26 protein-coding genes are annotated in these 25,699 nt (G+C 73.4%); 13 read left to right on the top strand and 13 right to left on the bottom strand.

Going from position 1 to position 25,699, the window contains the following annotated elements; genetic code table 11:
• Nucleotides 1–55: 55 nt before the first annotated feature.
• Nucleotides 56–1,033 carry a carbohydrate-binding protein gene (locus tag RBH18_RS08005; protein ID WP_306205317.1) on the bottom strand — a complete coding sequence of 326 codons (978 nt, stop codon included), beginning with the start codon at nt 1,031–1,033 and terminating at the stop codon, nt 56–58.
• Between the two features lie 139 nt (nt 1,034–1,172).
• Entirely contained in the window at nt 1,173–1,526 is a 354-nt protein-coding gene (locus RBH18_RS08010; RefSeq protein ID WP_306205318.1) for an ATP-binding protein, read from the bottom strand.
• Nucleotides 1,527–1,606: 80 nt separating this feature from the next.
• Between RBH18_RS08010 and macS the strand changes: the two genes are divergently transcribed.
• Together macS and RBH18_RS08020 are read left to right on the top strand one after the other, a co-directional pair.
• A complete protein-coding gene (macS, locus tag RBH18_RS08015; RefSeq protein ID WP_306205319.1) occupies nt 1,607–2,749 on the top strand; it encodes a MacS family sensor histidine kinase in 1,143 nt (380 codons plus the stop codon).
• A 19-nt stretch (nt 2,750–2,768) separates the two neighbouring features.
• Nucleotides 2,769–3,398 carry a response regulator gene (locus RBH18_RS08020; RefSeq protein WP_306205350.1) on the top strand — a complete coding sequence of 210 codons (630 nt, stop codon included), beginning with the start codon at nt 2,769–2,771 and terminating at the stop codon, nt 3,396–3,398.
• A gap of 40 nt (nt 3,399–3,438) precedes the next feature.
• Here the strand turns inward: RBH18_RS08020 and RBH18_RS08025 are convergent, their stop codons facing one another.
• The 6 genes from RBH18_RS08025 to aroA form a co-directional block, all read right to left on the bottom strand.
• Nucleotides 3,439–3,996 carry a DUF5709 domain-containing protein gene (locus RBH18_RS08025; protein ID WP_306205320.1) on the bottom strand — a complete coding sequence of 186 codons (558 nt, stop codon included), beginning with the start codon at nt 3,994–3,996 and terminating at the stop codon, nt 3,439–3,441.
• Between the two features lie 37 nt (nt 3,997–4,033).
• Nucleotides 4,034–4,798, bottom strand: coding sequence for an anti-anti-sigma factor (locus RBH18_RS08030; RefSeq protein ID WP_306205321.1), 765 nt, complete (start codon nt 4,796–4,798; stop codon nt 4,034–4,036).
• A 208-nt stretch (nt 4,799–5,006) separates the two neighbouring features.
• Nucleotides 5,007–5,855, bottom strand: coding sequence for a hypothetical protein (locus RBH18_RS08035; RefSeq protein ID WP_306205351.1), 849 nt, complete (start codon nt 5,853–5,855; stop codon nt 5,007–5,009).
• A gap of 53 nt (nt 5,856–5,908) precedes the next feature.
• The gene (gene hisN / locus RBH18_RS08040; RefSeq protein ID WP_306205322.1) at nt 5,909–6,712 is read right to left on the bottom strand and encodes a histidinol-phosphatase; all 804 of its coding nucleotides are present in this window, start codon (nt 6,710–6,712) and stop codon (nt 5,909–5,911) included.
• Nucleotides 6,712–7,764 carry a ribosome small subunit-dependent GTPase A gene (gene rsgA / locus RBH18_RS08045; RefSeq protein WP_306205352.1) on the bottom strand — a complete coding sequence of 351 codons (1,053 nt, stop codon included), beginning with the start codon at nt 7,762–7,764 and terminating at the stop codon, nt 6,712–6,714. Before rsgA ends, hisN begins: the two co-directional genes overlap by 1 nt.
• 2 nt (nt 7,765–7,766) lie before the next feature.
• On the bottom strand, nt 7,767–9,116 hold the full coding sequence (gene aroA / locus RBH18_RS08050) for a 3-phosphoshikimate 1-carboxyvinyltransferase (protein WP_372338886.1): 1,350 nt from the start codon (nt 9,114–9,116) through the stop codon (nt 7,767–7,769).
• A 79-nt stretch (nt 9,117–9,195) separates the two neighbouring features.
• On the opposite strand from aroA, the gene RBH18_RS08055 reads away from it, so the two are divergent.
• From RBH18_RS08055 to rsrA, 5 genes are all read left to right on the top strand, one after another.
• Complete coding sequence (locus RBH18_RS08055) at nt 9,196–9,879, top strand: SOS response-associated peptidase (protein WP_306205324.1); 684 nt, start codon at nt 9,196–9,198, stop codon at nt 9,877–9,879.
• A gap of 266 nt (nt 9,880–10,145) precedes the next feature.
• Entirely contained in the window at nt 10,146–10,541 is a 396-nt protein-coding gene (locus RBH18_RS08060) for a WhiB family transcriptional regulator (protein WP_306205325.1), read from the top strand.
• A 10-nt stretch (nt 10,542–10,551) separates the two neighbouring features.
• Nucleotides 10,552–11,256: an alpha/beta hydrolase family protein gene (locus RBH18_RS08065; RefSeq protein ID WP_306205326.1), complete on the top strand. Its 705-nt coding sequence runs from the start codon at nt 10,552–10,554 to the stop codon at nt 11,254–11,256.
• Between the two features lie 78 nt (nt 11,257–11,334).
• Nucleotides 11,335–12,168 (top strand): sigma-70 family RNA polymerase sigma factor, encoded by an 834-nt coding sequence (locus tag RBH18_RS08070; protein ID WP_306205327.1) that lies wholly within the window; start codon nt 11,335–11,337, stop codon nt 12,166–12,168.
• Between the two features lie 5 nt (nt 12,169–12,173).
• The gene (gene rsrA, locus RBH18_RS08075) at nt 12,174–12,452 is read left to right on the top strand and encodes a mycothiol system anti-sigma-R factor (protein ID WP_306205328.1); all 279 of its coding nucleotides are present in this window, start codon (nt 12,174–12,176) and stop codon (nt 12,450–12,452) included.
• A 256-nt stretch (nt 12,453–12,708) separates the two neighbouring features.
• Here rsrA and RBH18_RS44080 read toward each other — a convergent pair whose 3' ends face one another.
• The gene (locus RBH18_RS44080; protein ID WP_369700219.1) at nt 12,709–12,783 is read right to left on the bottom strand and encodes a 50S ribosomal protein bL37; all 75 of its coding nucleotides are present in this window, start codon (nt 12,781–12,783) and stop codon (nt 12,709–12,711) included.
• 212 nt (nt 12,784–12,995) lie between these two features.
• Here RBH18_RS44080 and RBH18_RS08080 point away from each other — a divergent pair, with 212 nt between their 5' ends.
• Nucleotides 12,996–13,211: a biotin/lipoyl-binding carrier protein gene (locus RBH18_RS08080; protein WP_306205329.1), complete on the top strand. Its 216-nt coding sequence runs from the start codon at nt 12,996–12,998 to the stop codon at nt 13,209–13,211.
• Nucleotides 13,212–13,479: 268 nt separating this feature from the next.
• On the opposite strand, the gene RBH18_RS08085 is transcribed toward RBH18_RS08080, so the two are convergent.
• Nucleotides 13,480–15,144, bottom strand: a complete 1,665-nt coding sequence (locus RBH18_RS08085) for a tetratricopeptide repeat protein (protein ID WP_306205330.1) — start codon at nt 15,142–15,144, stop codon at nt 13,480–13,482.
• 249 nt (nt 15,145–15,393) lie between these two features.
• Here RBH18_RS08085 and RBH18_RS08090 point away from each other — a divergent pair, with 249 nt between their 5' ends.
• Nucleotides 15,394–16,428 carry an SIS domain-containing protein gene (locus tag RBH18_RS08090; protein ID WP_306205353.1) on the top strand — a complete coding sequence of 345 codons (1,035 nt, stop codon included), beginning with the start codon at nt 15,394–15,396 and terminating at the stop codon, nt 16,426–16,428.
• 36 nt (nt 16,429–16,464) lie between these two features.
• A complete protein-coding gene (locus RBH18_RS08095; RefSeq protein ID WP_306205331.1) occupies nt 16,465–18,027 on the top strand; it encodes a sensor histidine kinase in 1,563 nt (520 codons plus the stop codon).
• Here RBH18_RS08095 and RBH18_RS08100 read toward each other — a convergent pair.
• From RBH18_RS08100 to RBH18_RS08110, 3 genes are read right to left on the bottom strand one after another with little or no spacing between them, the layout of a single operon-like run.
• Nucleotides 18,013–18,933 carry a 1-phosphofructokinase family hexose kinase gene (locus RBH18_RS08100; RefSeq protein WP_306205332.1) on the bottom strand — a complete coding sequence of 307 codons (921 nt, stop codon included), beginning with the start codon at nt 18,931–18,933 and terminating at the stop codon, nt 18,013–18,015. The genes RBH18_RS08095 and RBH18_RS08100 overlap by 15 nt on opposite strands.
• Nucleotides 18,934–18,992: 59 nt before the next feature.
• Complete coding sequence (locus RBH18_RS08105) at nt 18,993–20,342, bottom strand: glycosyltransferase family 39 protein (protein ID WP_306205333.1); 1,350 nt, start codon at nt 20,340–20,342, stop codon at nt 18,993–18,995.
• Between the two features lie 29 nt (nt 20,343–20,371).
• On the bottom strand, nt 20,372–21,835 hold the full coding sequence (locus tag RBH18_RS08110) for a glycosyltransferase family 39 protein (protein ID WP_306205334.1): 1,464 nt from the start codon (nt 21,833–21,835) through the stop codon (nt 20,372–20,374).
• A gap of 347 nt (nt 21,836–22,182) precedes the next feature.
• On the opposite strand from RBH18_RS08110, the gene RBH18_RS08115 reads away from it, so the two are divergent.
• The 3 genes from RBH18_RS08115 to RBH18_RS08125 all read left to right on the top strand — a co-directional run bounded on the left by RBH18_RS08115 (nt 22,183) and on the right by RBH18_RS08125 (nt 25,500).
• Complete coding sequence (locus RBH18_RS08115; protein WP_306205335.1) at nt 22,183–23,874, top strand: nitrite/sulfite reductase; 1,692 nt, start codon at nt 22,183–22,185, stop codon at nt 23,872–23,874.
• A 151-nt stretch (nt 23,875–24,025) separates the two neighbouring features.
• Complete coding sequence (locus tag RBH18_RS08120; RefSeq protein WP_306205336.1) at nt 24,026–24,775, top strand: phosphoadenylyl-sulfate reductase; 750 nt, start codon at nt 24,026–24,028, stop codon at nt 24,773–24,775.
• A complete protein-coding gene (locus tag RBH18_RS08125; protein WP_306205337.1) occupies nt 24,757–25,500 on the top strand; it encodes a sirohydrochlorin chelatase in 744 nt (247 codons plus the stop codon). Before RBH18_RS08120 ends, RBH18_RS08125 begins: the two co-directional genes overlap by 19 nt.
• Nucleotides 25,501–25,699 lie beyond the last annotated feature (199 nt).

The following is a 25,699-nucleotide window of genomic DNA, read 5'->3' on the forward strand; positions in this document are numbered from 1 at the left end:
ATTCCCCGCTGTCAGTCAAGGGAGACCGTCCCCGACCCCCGGCATCACACTTTTTCTAGAGTTTTTTGAACAGAGCCGGGAGTGCGGTCGGCTCCCAGCCGGGCAGCGAGGTGTGCGCCTCGAGCACCTCGTACTCCGCGCCCTCGAAGCTCACGACGTCACCGGCCGCGTAGTCCACGAACGTCTTCCACGCGGGCGCGGCGGTCTCCGAGGGTGCCGGGGAGGCCGACGGGCTCTCGGAGGGCGTGGGGGACGCCGAAGGAGACTCGGAAGGAGACGCGGAGGGGGACTCGGAAGGAGACTCGGAGGGCGCCGGCGACTGCTCCTCGTCGAGCGGGGAGACGCGGACGAAGTCGACGAGCATCTCGGCCGGCAGCGGCGCGTCGTCGCCGGGCACGCCCAGGCTCAGGGAGAGGCGGAACGCCTGGTCGGTGGGGACGTCCGAGACCTCCTGCACGGTCACCCCGTCCACGTCGGCCCGCAGGGAGCCGGGCGTCCACGTCACGGCGTACGTGTGGAAGTCGCCCGGCTTCGCGTCCCGCAGCAGGTTGAGCTTCCCGGCCTCGGTGACCACCTCGAAGGCCGGCGCGAGGCCCTCGGGCACCCGGATCCGCGCCTCGAGCCGCCCCGACTCGCGGCGGAAGGTCTCCTTGGTCGTCAGCTCGGCGGTGACGATCCCGCGGCGGCGGCTCTCCCGGGCGGTCAGCACCAGGTTGCCCGCGCCGTCGAGGCGCGCGCTGCGGGTGCTCATGTCGAAGCGGTCGCGGTCCGCCAGCTCCCACAGCCCGGGGTCGACCGTGCTGCCCTCGCCGCCCTGGAAGTCGTCGGTGAACTCGCCGGCGAACTCCTCCGGGGCGGGAAAGCGGCCACGCTCGGAGGCGTCGGCGCTGTCGTGACGGGTCGGCAGCCAGACGGCCGTGGCCAGGCCGGCGGCGGCGACCACGAGGGTCACCGCGAGCCGGGGCCGCACCAGGCGGGCAGCCTGCTGCGGTGCGCTGTGGCGCGCGGACTGCGGCGCACTGTGTCGCGGCACGGGTCAACCTCCGGGGGCGGTGAGGTCAGAGCGTCGGCGGGGCCGCGCGACGGGACGGGATCGTCATGTCCGTCAGCATGTGACCTAAGAAGATTCGCGGGCAAACGTCAAGTCCGGGGGGCCGGAATTAAAAAGAGATTCAGGTTCTGGTGGAGATCCGGACGCTGGTGCCCTCCGGGCCGGTGGTGATCTCGCAGGTGTCGGTGAGCGCCCGGACGAGGTAGAGCCCCCAGCCTCCCGGCTGGTCAGGCGCCGGCCGGCCGGGCTCGACCGGGGCCAGCCCGGCGCCGCGGTCGCTCACCTCGCACACCACGGCGTGGTCCGCGCGCCAGACGGTGACGTGACCGGTGCCACCCCCATGGCGTACGGCGTTGGTGAGCAGTTCGTTGACCGCCACCACGAAGTCGTCCAGCCGGTCCCCGCCCAGCCCGGACTCGCCGGCGCAGGACGCGACGGTGTGCCGCAGGGCGGTCACGCCGCCCGCGTCGAACACCTCGGAGATCAGCAGTTCGGTACCGATGACTCGACGGTAAGCGACGTCTGATCATTTCGCTGGGTGAGTAGGGTCAGCCCATGGCGGAATCGGCATCGACCTCGCAGACCCTGCAGACGTCGCTGTGGCGGGCGATCGCCGTCTACCGCATCGCCGCGCTCGTCTATGTGACCGCGCTCGTCGTCAACAACATCGGCGTGTACGCCCACCCGGGGCTCGCCTGGCCCGTTCTCGCCCTGACGGCCGGCTGGACGGTGTTCACGACCTACGCGTACGCGGACCCGGCCCGCCGCCGCCCGCCGCTCTTCGTCGCCGACCTGCTGATCACCATGGGCGTGATGGCGTCCAGCGGCTACATCGTCGGCGCCGAGGCGCTCCGGGCGGGCAAGCCCACGCTCGCGGTCGCCTGGCACGTGGCGCCGGTCATCGCCTGGGCCGTCGCCGGCGGTCGCCGGTGGGGCATCACGGCGGCCCTGGCCATGGGCGCCACCGATCTCGTCGTGCGCAACCACTGGGACCAGGCGGCGTACACGGGCACGGTCCTCATGCTGCTCGCCGCGCTTGCCGTCGGCTATCTCGTCGGCGTCGCGCAGGCGTCCCAGCAGCGGCTCGAGCGCGCGATCCAGCTCGAGGCGGCCACCCGGGAGCGCGAGCGGCTGGCCCGCGACATCCACGACTCCGTGCTGCAGGTGCTCGCGCTGGTCAAGCGGCGCGGGGCCGGGCTCGGCGGGGAGGCGGGCGAGCTGGCGCGGCTGGCCGGCGAGCAGGAGGCGGCGCTGCGCACGCTGGTCACGGGGCGGTCGGCGGAGCCCGTGGACGAGCACGCCGAGGTGGACCTGATGACGCTGCTGGAGCCGTACGCGTCGGCCTCCGTGTCGGTCGCGGCGCCCGCGGACGCCGTGCGCCTGCCGTCCGCCGCCGCCACGGAGATCGCCGCCGCCGTGGCGGCCGCGCTGGACAACGTGACCCGGCACTGCGAGCCGGGCACCAAGGTCTGGGTGCTGGTCGAGGACGAGCCGGACGCCGTGACCGTCAGCGTGCGCGACGACGGCTGCGGCATGGCCCCGGAGCGGCTGGCCGAGGCGGAGTCGCAGGGGCGGCTCGGCATGGCGCAGTCCATCCGGGGCCGGATCCGGGACCTGGGCGGCGCGGTCACCATCACGTCCGCACCCGACCAGGGCACCGAGGTGGAGCTGACCGTCCCGCGGGCGTCAGTATCGTGAGGGCGTGAGCGTGCGGGTCATGGTGGTCGACGACCACCCGATGTGGCGGGACGGCGTGGCGCGGGACCTGGCGGCGGCCGGGTACGAGGTGGTCGCGACCGTCGGCGAGGGCCGGCAGGCGGTGCGGATCGCCCCGGCGGCGCGTCCCGAGGTGGTGGTGCTGGACCTCCAGCTGCCGGACATCTCCGGCGTGGAGGTGATCAGCGGGCTGCTGGCTGCGCAGCCGGGCGTGCGCGTGCTGATGCTCTCGGCCAGCGGCGAGCAGCAGGACGTGCTCGACGCGGTCAAGGCGGGCGCCACGGGCTACCTGCTGAAGTCGTCGGGCCAGGCGGAGTTCCTCGACGCCGTGGCGCGGACGGCCGCGGGCGACCCGGTCTTCACCCCCGGGCTCGCCGGGCTGGTGCTGGGCGAGTTCCGCCGGCTCGCGACCGAGCCCGCGGGGGAGGACCCGGGCGCGCCGAAGCTCACCGAGCGCGAGACCGAGGTGCTGCGGCTGGTGGCCAAGGGCCTGTCGTACCGCCAGATCGCGGAACGTCTGGTCCTCAGCCACCGCACGGTGCAGAACCACGTGCAGAACACGCTCGGCAAGCTGCAACTGCACAACCGGGTCGAGCTCACCCGCTACGCGATAGAGCAGGGGCTCGACTGATCGCGGCCGCCGCCGCCGGCCGCGATCAGCGCGTCGCGGCTCAGCGGTAGCGCGGCGCGTTGGTCTCGTGCATGGCGGCCTCTTCGGCCGAGGCGCCGCCACCGGCGGCTCCGGCGTCGTAGGCCACGCTGTCGGGCTCGTCGTCGTAGCCGTAGCCCTCGTCCGTCTCGACCAGGCGGCCGACCGTGCCGGGGCTGTCGCTGTCGAGCTGGCCGTCGTCGTAGAGCGACACCGGCGAGTTCGGATCCGAGGTCGGGCTCTGGCCCCAGACGTCGGCGTCCAGCTGGCGCTGCTCGGAGTCGTCCACCGTCTCGTCGAACGGGTCGCGCCGGGCCGGGATCGCCTCCTCGGCGCCGAAGTCCGGCTCCTCCTGGTGCAGGCGGTACTCCAAGGACTCGCCCGCGCGCTGCTCCTCCGCGGTGTCGCCGTAGCGGTTCGCGCCGCCCGGTCCCACGCCCGGGAGCGCCGCGGGGTCGGGTCCGTCGGCCTGGCGCACGCTGTCGACCTCGTCGTACGCGGTCGAGTCGTCGTCGGCCGTGCCGGGCAGGCCGGACGCCTCCGGGTCGGACACCTCGGTCGGGTAGTCGTCGTCTCGCATGCTCGCAGACTACCCACGGGCCGGGCGGCTCATGCGTCTACGGCTGAGGCGTGCCGAACCCCGCGGCCTGCTGTGCCCGTTCGTGCTCGGCGGACAGCGCGGCCCACACGACCTTCCCGCCGGGCAGCGCCAGCGAGCCCCAGCGCTCGGCCACCGAGTCGATGAGGAGCAGGCCCCGGCCCCCGTACGACGTGGCCGGCACCGGGCTCCCGGTGAACCGCGGGATCGTGGCGTCCTCGTCGCGCACCGCCACGAGCAGCAGCTCGCCGCGCCGGGACGCGAAGACGGTCATCGCCGTCCGGGAGTGCGCGACCACGTTGTTGACCAGCTCGGTGACGACGATGCACGCCGGACCGGCCAGCGTCACGAGGTCCCACCGGGCGCACGCCTCGGCGACGAGCTCGCGGGACCGCCGCGCCGCCCCGATCACCGGCTCCAGCGTCACGCTCAGGAAGTCCGCGGGGTGTGGCCGGCCCAGCTCCGCCAGCGCGGCCTCGACGCCGGGCTCGGTCCGCAGCCCGGTGGCGTGCCAGCCGTCCTGCCCGGCGCCGGTGCAGAGGACCAGCCGGGACCCCGGCCAGCCGGCGGCCTGCCGCGCCACGTCGGCCAGGACGCCCGTGGCCTCCGGCGCGCCGAGCGTGAGTCCGCGCACGTCGACCACCATCGCCTCGGGCTGCCCGCCGAGCACGCCGAGCAGCGCCGCCCGGACCGCCGGGGCGGACCCGGCGTCGAGCACGCCGTCCAGCCGGACGACCGGAAAGGCGTGCCCGCCGTCGACCCGATGTCGGACCTCACTCGGCATGATCGCTCCCCTGAGGACTGTGCAGCGCAGTGGAGATCAGCGCCGTGATCCCGCGCGGAGACGTGAAGCCCCATTCTGCATAACGCGTACGATTTTCGCATTACCGGCGCGTGACCGCTTTACCGGTCAATGCGCTTTTCGCGCCATAAGTGGCTGTTGACCATCGAGCTGTACCCCCTGGATCCGGGGTCATGCCGCGATCGGGCGGTCAGCGTGCGGCCGGGTGCAGGGCCGGCTCGGCGTGCGGGCGGGTGTGGTGATGGTGCTGCGGCTCGGCGTAACGGGTGAGGGCCACCACCGCGGCCAGCGTGATGACGAATCCGACCCCCGCGAGCCACTCGCGGCCCGGGTGGATGCGGTCGCCGAGCAGGGCCAGGCCGACGATGGCGGCCGGGACGGCCCCGGCGGCGTCCATGGCGGCCACGGCGGCCGTGGTGGAGCCCCGCTGCATGGCCAGGCCGAGCAGGAGCTGGCCGACGATCGAGTGCGCCACGAGCAGCCAGAGCAGCGGGCTGCCGCACAGACCCGCGAACGTGTGCTCGGTCGCCAGCGGCCGGGCCGCGATCGCCGCCGCGGAGAAGGCCACGCCGGCCAGGGAGCCGAGCACGACCGAGCCGAGGGCGCCGTGCAGGCGTACCGAGAAGAAGCCCAGCACCCCCAGCAGCGCGAGGGCGACGGCCAGGCCGGCCAGCCCCGCCGTGCCCAGCTGGCGGGCGGGCGCGGGCTGGGCCGAGACGACCAGCGCCGTGATGCCCGCCAGCAGCAGGCCCAGGAGGGCCACCTCGGCCGCCGGCAGGCTCCACTTCAGGATCAGGACGCCCAGCAGCGCGGTCACGCCCAGGCCCGCCGCCACGCTGGCCTGCACCAGGAACAGCGGCAGGTCGCGACGGGCGAGGAAGGCCAGCACGAAGCCCAGCACCTGGCAGCCCAGGCCCAGCAGATACGTGCGGTGGCCGGCCAGACGCACCAGCAGCTGCGGGTCGAAGGTGTGATGCACGGTGGTGCGCGTCGCGGCGACGGACTGCAGCAGGTTGGCCACGCCGTACGCCGCGATCATCGCGGCGAGGAAGATCCAGCCGGCCGAGATCACCAGGCGAGTTTATGGCGTCCTCAGCGGCGCCCGCGGGCCAGCCGCTCCAAAACATCTTCGTGCAGATGGCCGTTGGTCGCGATCGCGCTGCCGTCGCCGGGGGCCGGGCGGCCGGTCAGGTCGGTGATGCGCCCGCCCGCCTCGGCGACGATCGGGATCAGCGCGGCGACGTCCCAGAGCGAGAGGTCCGGGTAGACCATCGCGTCCACGGCGCCCTCGGCGAGCAGCATGTAGCCGTAGAAGTCGCCGTAGCCGCGGCTGCGCCACGAGTCGCGCATGAGGCCGAGCATGGGCTCGAGGTAGCCCGCCTTCTCCCAGTCGGGGAGGCTGGCGTAGGCCAGGCTCGCGTCGGCCAGCCGGCGCACCGAGGAGACGGTGATCCGCGTGGCGGCGCGCTGGTGCTTGCCCGCGTAGGCGCCGTGCCCGATGGCGCCCCACCAGCGCCGGCCCAGGGCGGGCGCCGACACCAGCCCGGCCACCGGCCGGTCGCCCTCCAGCAGGGCGATCAGCGTGCCCCAGATCGGGACGCCGCGGATGAAGTTCTTGGTGCCGTCGATCGGGTCGATCACCCAGCTCCGGTTGCCCTGCCCGGCGGGCGCGGTCGTGCTGCCGAACTCCTCGCCGATGACGCCGTCGCGGGGCCGGGCGCGCGCCAGGGTGGCCCGCAGCGCCTGCTCGACCGCGGTGTCGGCGTCCGAGACCGGGGTCAGGTCCGGCTTCGACTCGACCGCCAGATCGAGCGCGCGGAAGCGGTCCATCGAGATCGCGTCGGCGGTGTCGGCCAGCAGGTGCGCCAAGGCCAGGTCATCGGTGTACGGCACCATCACTCCATCTGGTCGCGCGGGTCGAGGTCGCCCGCCCGGCTGCTCAACAGGCGGCGGTAGGAGGCGAGCCGCCGCGGATCGGCCTTACCCGCCGCCACCCAGGCGTCCAGCGCGCAGTCGACGTCGGCCGCCGTGTGGCCGCAGTTGGGCGGGCAGTCGACCGTACCCTCGACCAGGTCCGGGAAGCCGTGCAACAGGCTGTCGGCGCTCACGTGGGCCAGGCCGAAGCTGCGGATCCCGGGCGTGTCGACGATCCAGCCCGGGTCGCCCTTCCGGCGGACCCGGGGCAGCCGCAACGCCACCGCGCTGGTCGACGTGTGCCGGCCCTTGCCGACCGCGCTCACCACGCCGGTCGCCCGCAGCGCGTCGGGCACCAGCCGGTTGACGAGCGTGGACTTGCCGACGCCCGAGTGGCCGACCAGCACGGAGATGCGATCGGCCAGGTGCTCGCGCAGCTCGGCCAGGTCGCTCTCCGGCTCCACCAGCACGTACGGCAGGTCGAGCTCGGCGTAGTAGCCGAGGACCTGCGCGGGGCCGGCCAGGTCGGCCTTGGTCAGGCAGAGGAGGGGCTCGACGTCGGCGTCGTACGCGGCGACCAGGCACCGGTCGATGAAGCCCGTCCGCGGCTGCGGGTCGGCCAGCGCGCTCACGATGACCAGCCGGTCGGCGTTGGCCACGACCACGCGCTCGAGGCGGCCCTCCGGCGTGGTGTCGTCGTCGTCCGCCGTGCGCCGCAGCACCGAGGTGCGCTCGCTGATCCGGACGATGCGGGCCAGCGCCCCGGGCGCGCCGGAGACGTCACCCACCAGGGACACCCGGTCGCCGACCACGACCGACTTGCGGCCGAGCTCCCGCGCGCGCATGGCGGTGATCAGCTCGTCCTGGCTCTCGGCATCCTCGCGGACGCAGCCGTAGCGGCCCCGGTCCACGGTGATGACCAGCGCCTCCACGGCGTCCTCGTGCTTGGGCCGGGTCCTGGTACGCGGACGGGACGACCGGCCCGGCCGGACCCGGACGTCGTCCTCGTCGTACTCCCGCTTGCGTGCCGGCAGGATCAGCTCCCTGTCATCTGCGCCGACCCCGGGGACTTCGCCGGCCCCGGGGACGCGGCGGTCACCAGGCCGGCCCAGAGCTCGGGGAACTCGGGCAGGGTCTTGGACGTACACGCTACGTCGGTCAGCTCGACCCCGCTCACCGCGAGGCCGATCACCGCCGCGGCGTGGGCCATCCGGTGGTCGGCGTACGTCTCGAAGGACGCGCCCCGCAGCGGCCCGGGGGTGATGTCGAGCCCGTCGTGGTGCTCGGTGACCTCGGCGCCGACCTTGCGCAGCTCGCGGGCCAGCGCGGCGATCCGGTCGGTCTCGTGGCCGCGGATGTGGGCGACGCCGCGGATCGACGACGGCCCGTCGGCCAGGGCGGCGAGCGCGGCGATCACCGGGGTGAGCTCGCTGACCTCGGACAGGTCGGCCTCGATGCCGTGCAGCCGGGTGGTCCCGCGCACGGTCAGCCCCTCGTCGCCCTGCTGCACCCGGGCGCCGATCCGGGTCAGCAGGTCGGTCAGGGTGTCGACGGGCTGCCAGCTCTCCCGCGGCCAGCCGGACAGGGTCACGGCGCCGCCAGTCACCATCGCGGCGGCGAAGAAGGGCGCCGCGCCCGACAGGTCCGGCTCGATCACCCACGTGTGGCCGCGCAGGGTGCCGGGCTCGACGCGCCACACGTCGGGCACGCTCTCGTCCACGACCGCTCCGGCGGTGCGCAGCATGTGCGTGGTCATGCGCAGGTGCGGCGCGGACGGCACGGGCGGGCCCTCGTGCCGCAGCACCAGCCCCTTGGCGAAGCGCGGCGCCGAGAGCAGCAGGCCCGAGACGAACTGGCTCGACCCGGAGGCGTCGATGACCGCCTCGCCCCCCTCGATCCCGCCCGCCCCGGCCACGGTCAGCGGCAGCCCGCCGGTGGGCGAGGCTTCGAGGGTCGCGCCGAGCGCCCGCAGCGCGTCGAGGATGGGACGCAGCGGCCGGTTGCGCGCATGCGGGTCGCCGTCGAACTCGACCGTCCCGGAGGCCAGCGCGGCCACCGGGGGCAGGAAGCGCATGACGGTGCCGGCCAGCCCGACGTCCACGGTGGCGGGCCCGTGCAGCGGCCCGGGCGTCACGGTCCAGCTCTCCTCGCCGGCCGGACTCTTTCCCCCGGTCGTGTCGACGGTCGAGCCCAGGGCCGTGAGGGCGGAGGCCATCAGCGTGGTGTCGCGGGCCCGCAGCGGGCGCACGATCGTCGAGGGGCCGTCGGCGAGCGCGCTGAGCACCAGGGCGCGAGCGGTCATCGACTTGGAGCCGGGCAGGCGCACGGACGCCGTGACCGGTCCGGTGGCCACGGGCGCCGTCCAGGGGCGGGCTGCTGCTGTCACGGCTCTCATTCTGCCGGGTTGTCCCGACACCGGCCGTACGGGTCAGCGGGTTGCTGGCGTACGGCGTACTGTCGGGCCCATGTGCGGGCGTTACGCGACGACGAAGAGCGAGGCGGACCTGAGCCGGCTCTTCGACGCCGTGCCCGTGGCGGAGGCGCCCGCCCCGAGCTGGAACGTGGCGCCCACCGACCCGGTGCCCGTGGTCCGGGTGTCGAGCAGCCACGCGGCCCGGGTGGTCGACACGGTGCGCTGGGGCCTGCCGGGGCACAAGGGCACGATGATCAACGCGCGGGCCGAGACGGTCGACCGGCTGCCCGCCTTCAAGTCCTCGTTCGAGCGGCGGCGCTGCCTGGTGCCGGCCGACGGCTGGTTCGAGTGGGTGCGCGACGGCAAACGCAAGCAGCCCTTCTACATGACGCCGCGCGACGGGTCGGTGCTCGCCTTCGCGGGGCTCTGGACGCGGCGCGAGGGGACGATGACCTGCGGCGTCATCACCACCGCGGCGCTCGGTGACCTGTCTCGCGTACATGATCGGATGCCCTTGATCCTCCCGCCCGCGCGGTGGGACGAGTGGCTGGCCGCCGACACCGCGGAGCCCGGCCTGCTGCGGCCGCTCACGGCCGGCGAGCTCGACACCCTGATCGAGGTACGCCCGGTGGGCGCGGCCGTCGGCAATGTGCGCAACAACGGGCCGCAGTTGACAGCTCCCGCTCCCGCGTCTCCCGCGCTCGCGCCGCCCGCTCTCGAAGGGACGCTGTTCTGATCGTCATGATCAGATGAACATCCGTGGGCGCGCTCCCATGGATTGCGAAAACGGACCATGTCCGAATTCGCCGGAACGCCGTGCCAGGTGACGGTATTCGCCCGGGTATGGCACGTTCCGTTACTGGAAAGTTTGTTGGGAAATAGATAAGCCCCTTGTTCCCGCTCTTCTCCGTGCGGTAGAAAACTGCGCCGGCGTGGTGACGGTTCGTACCGTGCGGACCGCGGCACCACAGCCCAGCCGGCACCCACGGGGGAGGTGGGCTGATGACACGCGCACGTATGCCGCGTCCACACGAGGTGGCTATCGCACGCCGTGATCCACGGCTGCTGGAGGCTCTCGACGAGCGCCGGTCCGACGAGGCCTGGCGCACCCGCGGCGCCTGCCGCACCGTCGATCCGGAGACGTTCTTCCCGGCGCCCAACGAGCCGACCGAGGGCGCCGTCGCGCTCTGCGGCTCGTGCGACGTCCGGGGGGCCTGCCTGGCCTGGGCCCTGCAGGTCGGCGACTGCCACGGCGTCTGGGGCGGCACGACGCCCCGCGAGCGGCGGGCCATGCTGATCGCCTGGCGCGAGCGGGTCCAGCCGAACGGCGACCCGGTCGACGACGGCCCGGACGAGGCGGACCGCAAGCTGCTCACGCTGGAGTCGACCGCACGCTAGGTTGGTTCCCGTGCGGGAGCTCGAGATCACCACGCCCCGGGGCACGGCGCGGGTCCGCATCACGGATCCCGCCGCTGCTCCCGGGGCGTTGCTCGTCCTGGGGCACGGCGCCGGCGGCGACGTCGACGCGCCCGACCTGACCGCCGTCCACGACGCCGCGGTGGCGGCGGGGGTGAGCGTGGCCCTGGTCACCCAGCCCTACCGGGTCGCCGGCCGCCGGGCGCCCGCTCCCGCCACCCACCTCGACGAGGCCTGGACCGCGGTGGTCACCGCGCTGTCCTCTCCGCTGCCGCCGACTGCGTCTTCCCTGCCGTCGACCGCTTCTTCCCTGCCGTCGGCCGCCTCGCCGCTGCCGCTGACCGCCTCGCCGCTGCCGCTGACCGCCTCTTCTCTGCCGCTGATCGTCGGTGGCAGGTCCAGCGGGGCCCGAGTGGCGTGTCGCACTGCCTCCGCTGTCGGTGCTGCCGGTGTGCTCGCGCTCGCCTTCCCGCTGCACCCGCCGGGCAAGCCGGAGAAGAGCCGGGCCGGGGAGCTGTCGCCGACCCTGCCCACCCTGGTCGTCAACGGCGACCGGGACCCGTTCGGAGTGCCGGTGGCCAGCGGAAACGTGTCGGTCGTCGTGCGTCCCGGCGCCGTGCACGACCTGCGCAAGGACCTGCCCGGCACGGCCGCCGCCGTGGTCGACTGGTTGCGCCGGAATGCGTGGGCACACTGATCGATGCCACTCGGAATGCGGACAGGGGGTTCTCGGTTACACCACCCGGAAGGCTGTACGTCGGAAGGGGTACCTCAGGTGCATGCCGGAACAGGTTTCGCCGCGCGGGGCGGTCTCCACGCCCGCAAGGTGCAGGAGCTTCTGCATTCCCCGGAGTGGCCCGCCGCGACGTCCCCGGCGGTCACGCCATCGGTGAGTGTCAGCACACCGGCGGTTTTCGAAACCGTCAGCGGGGCACTACCCGTATCCTCGGCGGGGCAGTCGAGGGGAGAGGTGCGGGTGACGCCAGCAGAGCGGACCAGCAGGACCAAGCGGAGCGCGCGGACCGACGAGGACCGGGCACGCTTCGAGCGTGACGCCATGCCCTTCGTGGATCAGCTCTATGCTGCCGCGCTGCGCATGACGCGGAACCCGGCCGACGCCGAGGACCTGGTGCAGGAGACGTTCCTCAAGGCGTTCTCCGCGTTCCACCAGTTCGAGGAGGGCACCAACCTCAAGGCCTGGCTCTACCGCATCCTGACCAACACCTACATCAACTCCTACCGGCGCAAGCAGCGGCAGCCCGTCCAGGCGCCCACGGAGGAGATCACCGACTGGCAGCTCGCCTCGAGCGAGTCGCACACGTCGCAGGGCCTGCGCTCGGCCGAGACCGAGGCGCTGGACCGGCTGCCCGACAGCGACATCAAGGACGCGCTGCAGCAGCTGCCCGAGGAGTTCCGTCTCGCCGTCTACCTCGCCGATGTCGAGGGTTTCTCGTACAAGGAGATCGCCGACATCATGGGCACGCCCATCGGCACCGTCATGTCGCGCCTGCACCGCGGACGCCGTAACCTGCGCAAGATGCTCGAGCAGTACGCGTCCGACCGCGGTGTCACCCGCACGTCCGGCGCTCCCGCCGCACAGGAGGCGTGAGCGACATGAACGACGACGACCAGAAGGCCGACTGCGACGTCGTGATCAGCGAGGTGTATCTCTACCTCGACCTGGAGTGCAGCGACGAGCGCCGCGCGCTGATCAAGCACCACCTCGACGACTGCTCCGACTGCCTCCGGGAGTACGGCATCGAGCACGAGGTCAAGGCGCTCGTCGCCCGCTGCTGCGGCGACGAGACGGCGCCCAAGGAGCTGCGCGAGCGCATCAAGATCAAACTGAGCGAGCACGTCGTCGAGGCCGAGAGCCACGAGTACCTGCCGTAACGACCCTCGGCGCCCCGGACACCCGGGGCGCCGCCGGCTCCCGGCGGTTCCACGCCCAGAGCTCGTGACGACTGGCGCGCCGGGGCCTTGAGCGGTTCCCCACGCGCAGCGCTTTTAACGACTGGCGCGCCCAGGGTGTAGCGCTGGATGCCGCAGCGCTACTGACGGCTGACGCGTCTGGGGTGCCGTAGGCGCTCCCGACGTGGAAAGGGCCCGCAACCGGATGTCCGGTGCGGGCCCTTCGTCATGCCACGGCTCAGGAGTTGGGACGCTTGCCGTGGTTCGCGCCGCTCTTCTTACGAGCCTTCTTCTTCCGGGCCTTCTTCGCCATGACCGCTCTCCTGTCGTCGCTGCTTCTCCGGACGCGCCGCACGGCACCGCCGCCCGCCGCCTCCGAGCTCTCCCGGACGGGCCGCGGCGGAACCGCGTGCCCTGTCCGACCCGCCGATGGTAGTCGCCCCGCGTTGCTTGTCCGGCCGCTGGGCTCGGACCCGCCCCTCATGATTGGATGAGGTCCACAGCGACTGGCGGGAGGACGGCATCGTGGCCGACGAGATCCGAGCTGAGATGGTGGCGAACGTCTGGAAGGTCGTCGCCGCCCCGGGCGCCGAGGTCGCGGAGGGCGACACGCTCGTGATCCTCGAGTCCATGAAGATGGAGATCCCGGTCCTCGCCGAGTCCGATGGCACCCTCAAGGAGCTCTCCGTCCACGAGGGCGACGTCGTCCAGGAGGGCGACCTGATCGCCGTCATCGAGTAGCCACCGTCCACAGCCGCGGGCCGCCCACCGGGCCGCCCGCCCTCCGGGCCGCCGCCGGCATGCCGGGGACGGGCACAAGCCGACGGGCCGCCGCCCGCCAACGGGACGGGCGCACGCCGACGGGACGGCAGGCGCGTCTTGAATGCCGCCCGCCCCGCCCGCTCGTCGGTCGGTTCGGCGGCGGCCGCTACGTCGCTGCCAGTCGCGCCGGAGCGAGTGCGCCCGTGTGTCGCGCCCGGGTGCGCCGGAGCGGGCCGGCGGGTGGAGGTCAGCGGCCGGAGAACCAGCGGCGGAGGCGGCCGGCGCGGCGGGTGCGCTGGCGGGGGACCGGGGCGGTGACGCTTTCGAGCTCGTGGACCAGGGCTGCCGCACGCTCGCGGGCCTCGGTGCCGACGTCCGGGGTGGCGAGGGCGAGCTGCGCGATCGACCAGGCCAGGGCGTCGCTGATGAGGCCGGCGAGCCGGGCGGCGGCCGCGTCGTCGAGGCGGCGGGTCATCAGGCCGGCCACGTCGGAGCGGGCGCCCGGGTCGACCCAGGCGTAGGTGACGAGGGCGAAGAGGGCCGCCTCGGTGATGGTGTCGAGGCCGCCGGTGGCCAGGTCCACCAGGTGGCGGCGCCGGGCCGACTCGCTCCAGGACTGGTCGGTGTCGTGGTGGAGCAGGCCGAGGCAGGCCCAGACCCGGGCGCAGCGGGCCCAGAGGGTGGGGTCGTGGGCGGCCAGCGCCCGGCCCACCTCGTCGTCGGGGGCGGGCGGGGGGTCGGCGACCAGGGCGAGCAACTCGGCCGGGGGGACGAGGACGAGGCCGAGCGCGGCGTCGTAGGCGGCGGGCGGGTGCGGCCACAGCGGGTGGGCCAGGCGGTGGAGGCGGGCGACGGCTTCGGGGCCGGCGCCGGTGTAGGCGAGGGGGTAGCCCGCGGCGAGCGGGACGGCGGTGAGGCGGGCGGGGTCGACCGGGGCGTCCGGGGCGGACGGCACCCGGCTCAGCCACGGCTGGTCGGCGCAGCACTCGGCGAGGTCGGTGTGCTCGTGGCTGTCGTCGGGGTGGTCGCGCTGGAAGTCGGCGAGCCGGACCAGGTGGGTGAGGTCGCCGTCGGCCTGGTAGCGCAGGCGGTGGCCGGTGTGGACCGCGCACTCGAAGCCGGGGTCGAGGGACAGGGCGCGGTCGATCCAGAGGAGGGCGTCGTCGAGGCGGCCGGCGTCGGCGAGCGTGCCGGCGATGTCGGCGTAGACGGAGAGGTCCTCGGGGTCGTACATGACCGCGCGGCGCAGGGCGGCCAGGGACTCGGGGATGCGGCCGGCGCTGCGGTACGCGTACCCCAGCCAGATCTCCGCCAGTTTCGAGGGCCGCAGCCGGGTCCCGCGCAGCGCCCACTCCACCGCCAGGTCGGCCTCGCCGAGCCGGCGGGCCAGGGCCGAGCCCGCGCCGAGCAGCATCGCGTGCTCCGGGTGCGCGGTCACGGCGTGCCCGACCAGCGTCAGGTACGGCCGCAGCGCCGCCAGCCCGCCCTCCGGCGCCGGGTCGCCGATCGCCGTGCACAGCTGCATCACGACGCGCGCGAGGATGCCCGGCTCCATCCGGGCGCCCAGCCCCGGCTCGCTGACCCAGGGGACGCCCGCCCAGTCGACGCCCGGGGTGTGCCCGCTGGCGGCGGCCAGCAGCGGCAGGCCGTCCTCGGGGCGGCCGGCGGCGGCGAGCAGGTGGGCGCGGGCGACGACCGTGCCGACGAACGCGTGCTGCTCGAGCGGGAAGAGCTCCAGGGCGCCGTCCGCGCGCTCGGCGAGCAGGCTCAGCAGATCCTGGATCTCCGGCAGGGTGGGGGCGTGGGCGATGGCGCCGGCCACGTGGTCGGCGGCGCCGGCGAGGTCGCCGCGGTCGAGGGCCGTGCGGGCATGCTCCAGCTCGCGGGCGGCGGAGCGCCGGGCATCGTCCATGGCCGTGCCTTCCTTGCGCGCGTGGCCGATGCCGCCGGTGACATCGCGCGGAACACGCCGGGTGGCATGCCGGAAAGCACGCCGTGAAGCCATTGGCGAGCCTAGGCGAACCGCACCAATATGTCAGTCCCCGAATGCTGCGCGTTCATGCTCAGAACGTTGCGTTTCCGCGCTCAAAAGTGCAACACTGCGCAGCGTACGAGCAGCAGGCGCGACAGGGGAGGACCAGTGACGCAGCGAGGCCAGGGGATGGCGGCCGACATCGCGGAGCAGCCGGCGGGATACGCGCGGCTCCTCGAGGGCGAGGCCGCGGCCGCGATCGCGAAGGTGGCCGCCGCGGTCGCCGAGCAGCGCCCCAAGCACGTCGTGTTCGTGGGGCGGGGCACGTCGGACCACGCCGCGCTCTACGGGGCGTACCTGACGGAGATCCGGCTGGGCATCCCCGTCGGACTCGCCTCGCCGAGCGCGATCACGCTCTACGGCGCGCGCCCCGACCTCACCGGCGCGCTCGTCGTGGGGGTCAGCCAGAGCGGTGGCTCGCCCGACCTCACCGAGGTGCTGAAAGTCGCCCGGGAGAGTGGTGCTCTCACCCTCGCGGTGACGAACAACCCCGGCTCGACGCTCGCGGAGACCGCCGAGCTGAGCGTGGACGTGGCTGCCGGCCACGAGCGGGCGGTCGCCGCCACGAAGACCTACACGGCCGAGCTGCTCGCGCTGCTGCTGCTCGTCGAGGGCATCCGCAACGGCGACGGCGCGCTGCCGGCCGGGGAGCGGGAGGCGCTCGCCCGGCTGCCCGAGCTCGCCGAGCGGACCCTGGCGGAGCACGGCGCCGAGGAGCTGGCGCAGCGCTACCGCTTCGCGTCGCGGCTGGTGACCACCGGCCGGGGGTACGCGTACCCGACCGCCCGCGAGACCGCCCTCAAGCTGATGGAGACCTCCTACCTGCCGGCGCTCGCCTTCTCCGGCGCCGACCTGCTGCACGGGCCGCTCGCGATGACCGACCCGGACGTGCCGGTGCTCGCGGTCGCCGGCAGCGGCCCCGGCGGCGGCTCGATGGCGGAGGTCGTCGCCCGGCTCGGCGAGCGCCGTGCCGACGTCGTCACTATCGGTGCGCACGACATCGCGGGCGCCTCGGGGCGGCTCGCCGTGCCGGAGGTCGACGAGCGCTACTCGCCGCTGCTCGACATCCTGCCGTTGCAGCAGCTCGCGCTCTCGCTGGCACTGGCCCGGGGCGAGGACCCGGACGCGCCGCGCGGCCTGAAGAAGGTGACGGCCACCCTCTGAGGGCACGGCACCGTGCCGACGTGGCACGCTTGGGGTGTGTCCACGCTGCGTGACCTCGCCGACGAGCACACCGGCCTCGGCCCGGCCGGGATCGACCACCTGACCCGCCTTGCCGGTGACTGGCAGCTGCTCTCCGACTTGTCCTTCGCCGACCTGCTGCTCTGGGTGCCGGTGCGGGGCGAGCCGGGGCAGCCGCGGTCCTTCCTCTGCGTCGCCCAGGTGCGCCCGACGACCGCTCCGACGGCCTACCAGGACGACCAGGTCGGCAAGATCGTGGGTGGCCCCGAGGTGGCGCACCTGGACATCGCCTACGCGCAGGGGCGCATCTGGCGGGAGGGCGACCCCGTCTGGTACGGCGACACGCCCGCCCGCCACGAGGCGATCCCGGTGCGCATGCGGGTCGACGGCGGCCCCGAGATCATCGGCGTGATCGGGCGGGACACCAACCTGTCCACCGCGCGCACGCCCAGCCAGCTGGAGCTCAACTACCTCACCACGGCCGACGACCTGGCCCAGATGGTCGCCGACGGCACCTTCCCGCCCCCGCCCCACCCCGGGGAGACGACCTCCGCGCCACGCGTCGGGGACGGGCTGGTCCGCCTCGACGCCTCCGGCAAGGTCACGTACGCGAGCCCGAACGCCCAGTCCGCGTACCGGCGGCTGGGGTTCAACGCCCACCTGGTCGGCGAGGAGCTGTCGGTGCTCTCCAGCCGGCTGGCCCACGACCCGCTGGAGGGCACGGACGCCAGCGAGCGGGTCCTCGCCGCCCTGCGGGGTGAGGCGCCGCCGCGCATGGAGGTCGAGGCGCGGGGCGCCACGGTGCTCATGCGCTCGCTGCCGCTGATGCCGGCCGGCGTACCCATCGGGGCCCTGGTCCTGGTCCGGGACGTCACCGAGGTGCGCCGCCGCGACCGCGCCCTGATGACCAAGGACGCGACGATCCGCGAGATCCACCACCGCGTCAAGAACAACCTGCAGACCGTGGCGGCCCTCCTGCGCCTGCAGGCCCGCCGGGTGAACATCCCCGAGGCGCGGATGGCCCTGCAGGAGTCCGTCCGCCGCGTCGCCTCGATCGCGCTGGTCCACGAGACCCTGTCGATGTCCGCCGACGCCGACGAGTCGGTCGAGTTCGACGGCATCGTCGACCGCGTGGCGACCGCCGCCACCGAGGTCGCCGCGACCGAGATCACGGTGAAGATGCGCCGCGAGGGCACGTTCGGCGTGCTGCCCGCCGAGATCGCCACCTCGCTGGTCATGGTCCTCAACGAGCTGCTCATCAACGCGGTGGAGCACGGCTTCCCGCCGCCGGAGGACGAGCCCGCGCCGGAGCCCGAGGCCACCCTGCTGCCGCCGGCCCCGCCGGAGCCGGTCGGCGAGGTGGTGGTGTCGGCGCACCGCTTCCGCAAGCAGCTGCACGTCACGGTCGCCGACAACGGCCGCGGGCTGCCGGAGGACTTCCGCGCGGAGGCGAGCGGCCGGCTCGGCCTCCAGATCGTCCGCGCCCTGGCTACGGGCGAGCTGCGCGGCAGCATCGAGCTGCGCAACCGCGCCGGCGGCGGCACCGAGGCCGTCCTCGTCGTGCCCCTAGCCAAGCGATAGCGGGCTCAGCTCCACGCGCTTGATCAGCTGCTCGACGGCCTCGCCGCGGCCGGTGCCCAGGCCGTGGCGGGTCACGTTGAGGGCACCCGCGGCCGCACCCGTACGCAGGGCCTCCTCCATGTCGCCGCCGCGCGCCAGGACGGCGGCGACGCCGGCCGTCATCGAGTCGCCGGCGCCGCGGTGGTCGACCACCTGCAGGGCGGGGAGTGTGACCAGGACGGGCTCGTCGTCCACGAGGGCGAGGGCCGGCTGGTCCGCGCGGCTGATCAGGACCTGCTCGGCGCCCTCGTGGCGCAGCTTGCGGGCCGCCTCGACCAGCGCCTCGACGCTGTCGTCGTCGGCGCGGCCGTCGTCCAGGAGCTCCTCGTGGCTGACCTTGACGACGGCGAGCCCGCCCGCGAGCGCGGCGTTCAGGTGGTCGCCGGAGAGGTCGGCGACCACCTTGCTGCCGTTCGCGCCCAGGTCGGCGGCGAGGCGGCGGTAGACGTCCGGGTCGATCACCTCGGGACCGGCGGCGCCGCTGAGCAGGCTCACCTCCGATTGCAGGCCCTCGGCGAGGGTGAGGGTGTAGAGCTCGTCGAGATCGTGGCGGACCAGGGGAGCGCCGGGGTGCTCGGCGATCGTGGAGCGGCTGCCGTCGCGGCGGTCGTGGACGTACCAGCCGCTGCCGGATTCGCGGGCCACCGGGCGTACCGTCAGATCCTCCTGCTCCAGCAGCCGGCGGATGATGTCGCCGGTCTCGCCGCCGGCGGTGATGCAGAGCGTGACCGGCACGCCGAGGGCGACCACCATCCGCGCCTGCCAGATGCCCTGGCTGCCGGGGTGGACGTGCAGCTCCACCTCGCCGGCCTGCTGCTCGATGGTGACCGTGAGCTGGGGTGCGGGGGCGAAGACCGTGACCGTCATGCCACGCAGAGTTGCCCGGATGTCCGGGGTACAACCTGAAACGTTCCTGAGCGTGTCGCTCACGAGCGCTCGAACAGGACAATCGTGAAGCCCTCGATCCTTCTCACTTCCCCCTGCCGGTAGGAGCCGGCGAGGACCGCCTGCGTGGCGCCTGTCAGCTGGTCGGTGGCGCCCGCGCGGCGGCCGGTCTCCAGGTTGTCGGCGCTGAGTGTCCACACCCGGGCGGCCGTGAGGCAGGCGGCGGTGTCCGGGCACTCGGTCGCCCACAGCGAGTCGTTCTCGTCCGGACCTGCCACGCGGAGGACGTCGGCGGGCGCGTCGTCGCCCAGGTAGTAGGCCATCGCGATGTCGGTGAACTGCCAGCCGTCGCGCGGGGCGTAGACGACGGCGTCGCCCGGCCGGGCTTCGTCGCGCAGTACGGCGGCGACCCCGCGATAGTCGAAGGGCGAGTGCGTGCGGCGGATGTCGTCCTGGACCGGCAGCCCGATCAGGGCCAGGACGAGCAAGGTCACCAGCGCCGGTACGGGCCGGAGCAGCGCGAGCCCGCGTCCGGCCGACGCCACGAGCAGTGGCACCACGAAGAGCAGGTAACGCCCCACGAACATGGGCGTGATCAGCTGGTCGACGGCAAACAGCACGAGCACCGGCAGCACGGCCGCCAGGAGCAGCCGCCGGTGCGACGCGACGACCGCCAGCGCGCAGACGGCACCGCCGACGATTCCGGACAGGAACAATGTCTCCGGAAAGTTCGCCAGCGTGGCCCCGTCGGCCCGGGACAGCCAGTCGAGCTGCCGGTCGCGCTGGCCGAGGCCGAGCACGGTGAACGGGAGCACGATCGCCGCGGCGGGCAGCACGGCGGCGAACCAGGCCTTCCTGAGGCGGAGGTGGCCGAGAAGGATCAGCAGGCCGAGCTGGTGGGCCAGGCCGAGGGCGGCGACACTGAGCCCGTACGCGATCCAGCCGCCTCTGTCCCGCGCGCGGAGCAGCAGCAGTGTCGACAGGGCCGCGAAGCAGACGGCGAGGGCGTAGTCGCGCGCCTCCTGGGCGTACCGGGAGGTGACCGGGAGCACCGCGAAGAGCGACCCGGCGAGCAGGCCCGGAAAGGGTCCCCACAGGTGCCGGGCCAGCAGGGCCGTGCACGCGGCCGCGGCGGTCATCGCGATCAGCGACGGCAGCCGCAGGGCGAGCGCCGAGTCGCCGAAGAGCGCGATCGTGCCATGCATGAGCAGGTAGTACGGCACGGTGACGCCGTCGATGTGCTGACCGAGCGCGAGGATCTCCGGTACGGACCGCCGGGCCGCGCTCCACGTCGCCAGCTCGTCGCGCCACAGCTGCGGAGTGGTCGCCTGGTACGCCGTGACGAGCGCCGTCAGGAGGGCAGGCGCCAGCCAGTACAGGTTCCTCCGCACTGCTCCAGGCTGGCAGGATTTGCTGTGTGCTACGGCACCTTGCGCTCGTACAACGCGATCGTGCCCAGCGGCAGCAGCCAGTAGCCGGTCCGCTTGTACTCGGCCTGGAACTTGGCCCGCAGCTCATCGCCCGCGTTGGACATCGGGTCGCCGGCCTGACGGGCGCCGACGTACCAGACCCGCTCGGTGGTGAAGCAGGTCAGCCCGGGGCACTCCACGCCGTCCAGCCCGCCCGCCTCGGCCGCGGACGTCCGCAGCAGCAGGTCGTCCGGCTTGACGGCGCTGTGCCGCAGCTCGTAGTCGAGTCCGGCGCGCAGGGACCACGTGCCGATCCGGCCGTAGACGACACCGTCACCCGGCTGCAGGCGGGACTGCACGATCGCCGTCGCCTTGCGGAAGTCCATGCCGCCGTGCGACGCCGGGCCCCGGACCGTCTGCTGCATCTCGAAGCCCATGGCGGCGATCAGGAGCAAGGCCGCGACGGTACGCCACCGGAGCCCGCGCAACGCGACGGCGGCCAGCAGGGCGAGCGGCACGATGACGAAGAGCACGTAGCGGGGCACCCAGAGGGGCGACGTGACGAACGAGACCGCGATGAGCAGGATCGGCGGGACCGCGGCCAGCGCCCCGAGCTCGCCGATCAGCGCCGGCCGCTCCCACCGGGCGGCGAGGGCGAGGCCGATCACGAGCAGCCCGGCGGCCGGCGTCCCGAAGATCAGGCCGGGCGCGATGAGCACCTGGTGCAGGTCGAGCGGGGCGATCCATTCGAGCTGGGTGCCGCGCTGGGTGAGGCCGAGATAGATCAGCGGGGAGACGAGGATCAGCGCGGCGGCGACCATGACCGCCCAGCGGATCGGGACCCGGGCGTCGCGCCGGCGCAGGGCGACCGTGACCACGTGACCCGTGAGGACGAGGAGGCCGATCATGTGCGTGGCGCCGAGCAGGGTCAGGGCGGCCCCGTAGGCGGCCCAGCGCCACCAGGTGGGGCGCTCGACGGCTACGTACAACAGGAGGGTGGCCAGGACCGCGAAGCAGAAGGCGATGCCGTACGCCCGGGCGTCCTGCGCGTAGCGGGACAGCTGGGGCACCGCGACGACGATCAGCCCCGCGGTGAGCCCGGTCCCCGGTCCGAAGAGTCGCCGGCCCAGCTCGCCCACCAGCCCCGTGCCCAGCACGACGGCGATGAGCGACGGGAGCCTGATCGTCCCCACCGCGTCGCCGAACGCGGCCGTCCAGAAGTGGATGAACAGGTAGTAGGGGGCGATGACGCCGTCCATGGTCCCGGCGAAGTCGAGGATCTGGCCGGGCGTGCGCATGGCCGCCGACCACGTCGCGTGCTCGTCCCAGCCGAGCGCCGGGCGGGACAGCCCGATGCCGCCCACCACGGCCATGGCGAGCGCCGGGACGAGCCACGGGTAGACCAGGGCCGCCCGGCGCGGGGTCGGCTGCCCGGGCGCGGCCGGCTCGGCCTTTGTCAGGGTGGTCGCGGTCACGGTGTCCGGTTGTACCGGGAGGGCATGAATTCATCGGGCCCGATGGGCTGCCGGGAGGTGAACGAACGCAGCGTGGCTGCCGCCACACTCCCGGAATCTGGACCCCTCTGGCCGAGAATGCTTTCGCGTGAGAGGCTTGCCGACATGACCGCTGCAGTTGACCGCCGCTTCGTGGCCCGGCGCCACGTGGACTACGGCCGTGTCCGCAGCGCGATGTGTCCGGCTTCCTGACGCCGCCCGATCGCTTTCCGGGCGCGCGAGACGCGCCGGCACCCTCCTGACACTGATGTCGCGGGACCCGCCGTGCATGTCGCCGCGTGCCCTCGATTACTCGGAGGAACGCCGACATGGCGCCCAGCAACACTCCCGCGGCCCCTGCCGCCCGCCCCCGTAAGGCGCGAGGCGAGGGACAGTGGGCGCTCGGACACCGTGAGCCGCTGAACCCCAACGAGCGGATCAAGAAGGACGACAACCCGCTCAACGTCCGGGCGCGCATCGAGAACATCTACGCGCACACCGGCTTCGCCGGGATCGACCCGCAGGACCTGCGCGGGCGGTTCCGCTGGTGGGGCCTCTACACCCAGCGCAAGGCGGGCATCGACGGCGGCCGCACGGCCGTGCTCGAGCCGCACGAGCTGGAGGACGAGTACTTCATGCTCCGCGTCCGCATCGACGGCGGCGCGCTGACCGTGGCCCAGCTGCGCACGATCGCGGAGATCTCCACCGAGTTCGGCCGCGACAGCGCGGACATCACCGACCGGCAGAACATCCAGCTGCACTGGATCCGGGTCGAGGACATGCCGGAGATCTGGCGCCGGCTCGAGGCGGTCGGCCTGGAGACCACCGAGGCCTGCGGCGACTGCCCCCGCGTCGTGCTCGGCAGCCCGGTCGCCGGAGTGTCGCCGGACGAGGTGGTCGACCCGCAGCCGGCCATCGACACCATCATCGAGCGGTACGTGGGCGACCCGCGCTACTCCAACCTGCCGCGCAAGTTCAAGACGACGATCTCGTGGCTGGCCGACACGCCGTACGAGACCAACGACATCGCGCTGGTCGGCGTCGAGCACCCGCAGCACGGCCCGGGCTTCGACCTCTGGGTCGGCGGCGGCCTCTCCACGAACCCGCGCCTCGCCGAGCGGCTGGGCGTGTGGGTGCCGCTGGAGGACATCCCGGACGTCTGGGAGGGCGTGGTCGGGATCTTCCGCGACTACGGCTACCGGCGGCTGCGCAACCGGGCGCGGCTGAAGTTCCTGCTCGCCGACTGGGGCGTCGCGAAGTTCCGCGAGGTGCTCGAGAAGGAGTACCTCGGCCGGGCCCTGATCGACGGTCCCGCCCCGGTGCTGCCGGCGAAGCCCATCGACCACATCGGCGTGCACAAGCAGAAGGACGGCCGCAACTACGTGGGTGCCGCCCCGGTCGTCGGCCGCTCCTCCGGGACGCAGCTCGGCAAGCTGGCGGACCTCGTCGCGGCGCACGGGTCGGACCGGGTGCGGCTGACGCCGTACCAGAAGCTGTTGGTCCTGGACATCGCCGACGACCAGGTGGAACCGTTCGTCGCGGCCCTGCGCGGGATCGGGCTGGAGGCCCGGCCCTCGGCCTGGCGGCGCGGCACGATGGCCTGCACCGGCATCGAGTACTGCAAGCTCGCCATCGTCGAGACCAAGGCGCGCGGCGAGGAGCTGGTCGCCCGGCTCGAGGAGCGGCTGCGCGACTTCGACGCCGACATCTCGATCCACATCAACGGCTGCCCGAACGCCTGCGCCCGCACCCAGGTCGCCGACATCGGGCTCAAGGGCCAGCTGGTCATGAACGCGCACGGCGAGCAGGTGGAGGGCTTCCAGGTCCACCTCGGCGGCGGGCTGGGCATGGCGCAGGGCCAGACGGCCGGCTTCGGCCGCAAGCTGCGGGGCCTCAAGGCCACCGCGGAGGAGCTTCCCGAGTACGTCGAGAGGCTCGCTCGCCGGTACCTGGCGGGGCGCACGGACGGCGAGACCTTCGCCGACTGGGTCGTCCGGGCCGACGAGGAGTTGCTGAAATGAGCGACGCGCGTTCCACCCCGCTGTACTGCCCCTACTGCGGCGAAGAGGACCTCTATCCGAACGAGGCCTCGCACGGGGCGTGGGAGTGCCACTCCTGCGCTCGTGTGTTCACCGTCAAGTTCAACGGGTTGCTGTCCAAGGGAGTGAACCGATGATCGTCGCTCAGAACCTCGGCCTGGTTTCCCTCACCGCGCCGGTCGCTGCCGGCCGCAGGTCCGCCGCCGAGCTGCAGGCGCTTGCCGCCGAGGGCGCCGCGTTGCTGAAGGACGCGCCGGCCGAGGAGATCGCGCGCTGGGCCGCGTCGACCTTCGGCGACCGGTTCTGTGTGACCAGCTCCATGGCCGACGCCGTCGTCGCCCACCTCTTCTCGCGTGTGGCCCCCGGCGTGGACGTCGTGTTCCTCGACACGGGCCTGCACTTCCCGGAGACGCTCAAGGTGCGCGACATCGTCGCCAAGACCATGAACGTCAACGTACGGTCGATCCGCCCGCGGATGACGGTCGGTCAGCAGGACGGCGAGTTCGGGCCGCGGCTCTTCGCCCGCAGCCCCGACGAGTGCTGCTTCCTGCGCAAGGTGGAGCCGCTCGAGCGGGCCCTGTCGGACTACGACTCCTGGGCCACCGGGCTGCGCCGCGACGAGTCGCCGACCCGGGCCAACACGCCGGTCGTCGCCTTCGACGCCAAGAAGGGCAAGGTCAAGGTCAACCCGATCGCGGCGTGGACCCAGGCCGACGTGGACCAGTACATCGCGCGCTGGAACGTGCCGGTCAACGAGCTCTTCAAGAAGGGGTACGGGTCCATCGGCTGCTGGCCGTGCACCCGCCGCACCAAGGCCGGGGAGGACCCGCGCGCCGGCCGCTGGGCGATGTTCGAGAAGACCGAATGCGGCCTCCACGTCTAGCCGTCACGCTGGTCGCCCACGGCTCGCGTGATCCGCGGGCGTCCCGGGCCACCGAGGCGCTCGCCCGGGCCGTCGGGGCGCTGCACCCGGCGTGGGACGTGCGGGCGTCGTACCTCGATCACAGCGTGCCCCGGCCGCGGCAGGCGCTCGCCTCCTTCGCCGCGGACGGGCACCGGCGTGCGGTGCTGGTGCCACTGTTGCTGACGTCGGCCTTCCACGGCCGGGTGGACGTACCGGCGGAGATCGCGGCCGCGCCGGCCTCGCTCGACGTGGCCCTCGCCGACGTGCTGGGTCCCGTGGACGGCGTGGTGCCGCCGCTGTTGCTCGACGGCTTGGTCACCCGGCTGGGTGACGCCGCCCCGGATGCCGTTGTGCTGGCCGCTGCGGGCACGAGGGACGCCGGGGCGAGGGAGACGGTGGCCGCGGCCGCCGAGGCCCTCGGAGATCGACTGGGCGTGCCGTGCCGGGTCGCCTATGCGTCGGCTGCCCCGCCGCTGTCCGGGGATGCTGTGCTCGCGCTGCGGGCTGCCGGGTGCCGGCGCATCGCGCTTGCGTCGTACTTCCTGGCGCCGGGGCTGCTGTGGGACGCGACCGTGGCGTCGGCTGTCTCGGCGGGCGCCTCTTTCGTGGCGCCGCCGCTGACCGACACGCCCGCCCTGGTGTCGCTGGTGGCCGAGCGGGTGCTGGCGGCGGTGGCCCGGCCGGCGGCCGTGCCCGCGGCCTGATCGTCGCTTTCAGCAGATCCTCAGCGCGGCGCAATCCGGTTGTGCTTGCATTCACGTTCTCATCGAGTGTGACCGCAACTGATCGCTGCGTCATCGCGGCGACGATTTCGAGATCATTTCGCGAAGACCGTGCGGGGGACGGTGATCGCATTCCTGCACTCGGTCACCATTGCGTGGTGTAAGCGATCGTTAACGCAGG

The organism is Actinoplanes oryzae, from assembly GCF_030757795.1.
GTDB lineage: Bacteria > Actinomycetota > Actinomycetes > Mycobacteriales > Micromonosporaceae > Actinoplanes.

What these genes read in the sequence shown, in the direction of transcription:
- RBH18_RS08085 (WP_306205330.1), bottom strand. Translation starts at nt 15,144, where the DNA reads ATGGACGATGCCCGGCGCTCCGCCGCCCGCGAGCTGGAGCATGCCCGC.
- RBH18_RS08060 (WP_306205325.1), top strand. Translation starts at nt 10,146, where the DNA reads ATGACACGCGCACGTATGCCGCGTCCACACGAGGTGGCTATCGCACGC.
- hisN (WP_306205322.1), bottom strand. Translation starts at nt 6,712, where the DNA reads ATGGTGCCGTACACCGATGACCTGGCCTTGGCGCACCTGCTGGCCGAC.
- RBH18_RS08090 (WP_306205353.1), top strand. Translation starts at nt 15,394, where the DNA reads ATGGCGGCCGACATCGCGGAGCAGCCGGCGGGATACGCGCGGCTCCTC.
- RBH18_RS08115 (WP_306205335.1), top strand. Translation starts at nt 22,183, where the DNA reads ATGGCGCCCAGCAACACTCCCGCGGCCCCTGCCGCCCGCCCCCGTAAG.
- macS (WP_306205319.1), top strand. Translation starts at nt 1,607, where the DNA reads ATGGCGGAATCGGCATCGACCTCGCAGACCCTGCAGACGTCGCTGTGG.
- RBH18_RS08025 (WP_306205320.1), bottom strand. Translation starts at nt 3,996, where the DNA reads ATGCGAGACGACGACTACCCGACCGAGGTGTCCGACCCGGAGGCGTCC.
- RBH18_RS08100 (WP_306205332.1), bottom strand. Translation starts at nt 18,933, where the DNA reads ATGACGGTCACGGTCTTCGCCCCCGCACCCCAGCTCACGGTCACCATC.
- RBH18_RS08055 (WP_306205324.1), top strand. Translation starts at nt 9,196, where the DNA reads ATGTGCGGGCGTTACGCGACGACGAAGAGCGAGGCGGACCTGAGCCGG.
- RBH18_RS08020 (WP_306205350.1), top strand. Translation starts at nt 2,769, where the DNA reads ATGGTGGTCGACGACCACCCGATGTGGCGGGACGGCGTGGCGCGGGAC.
- RBH18_RS08125 (WP_306205337.1), top strand. Translation starts at nt 24,757, where the DNA reads ATGCGGCCTCCACGTCTAGCCGTCACGCTGGTCGCCCACGGCTCGCGT.
- RBH18_RS08030 (WP_306205321.1), bottom strand. Translation starts at nt 4,798, where the DNA reads ATGCCGAGTGAGGTCCGACATCGGGTCGACGGCGGGCACGCCTTTCCG.
- RBH18_RS08035 (WP_306205351.1), bottom strand. Translation starts at nt 5,855, where the DNA reads ATGATCGCGGCGTACGGCGTGGCCAACCTGCTGCAGTCCGTCGCCGCG.
- rsrA (WP_306205328.1), top strand. Translation starts at nt 12,174, where the DNA reads ATGAACGACGACGACCAGAAGGCCGACTGCGACGTCGTGATCAGCGAG.
- RBH18_RS08120 (WP_306205336.1), top strand. Translation starts at nt 24,026, where the DNA reads ATGATCGTCGCTCAGAACCTCGGCCTGGTTTCCCTCACCGCGCCGGTC.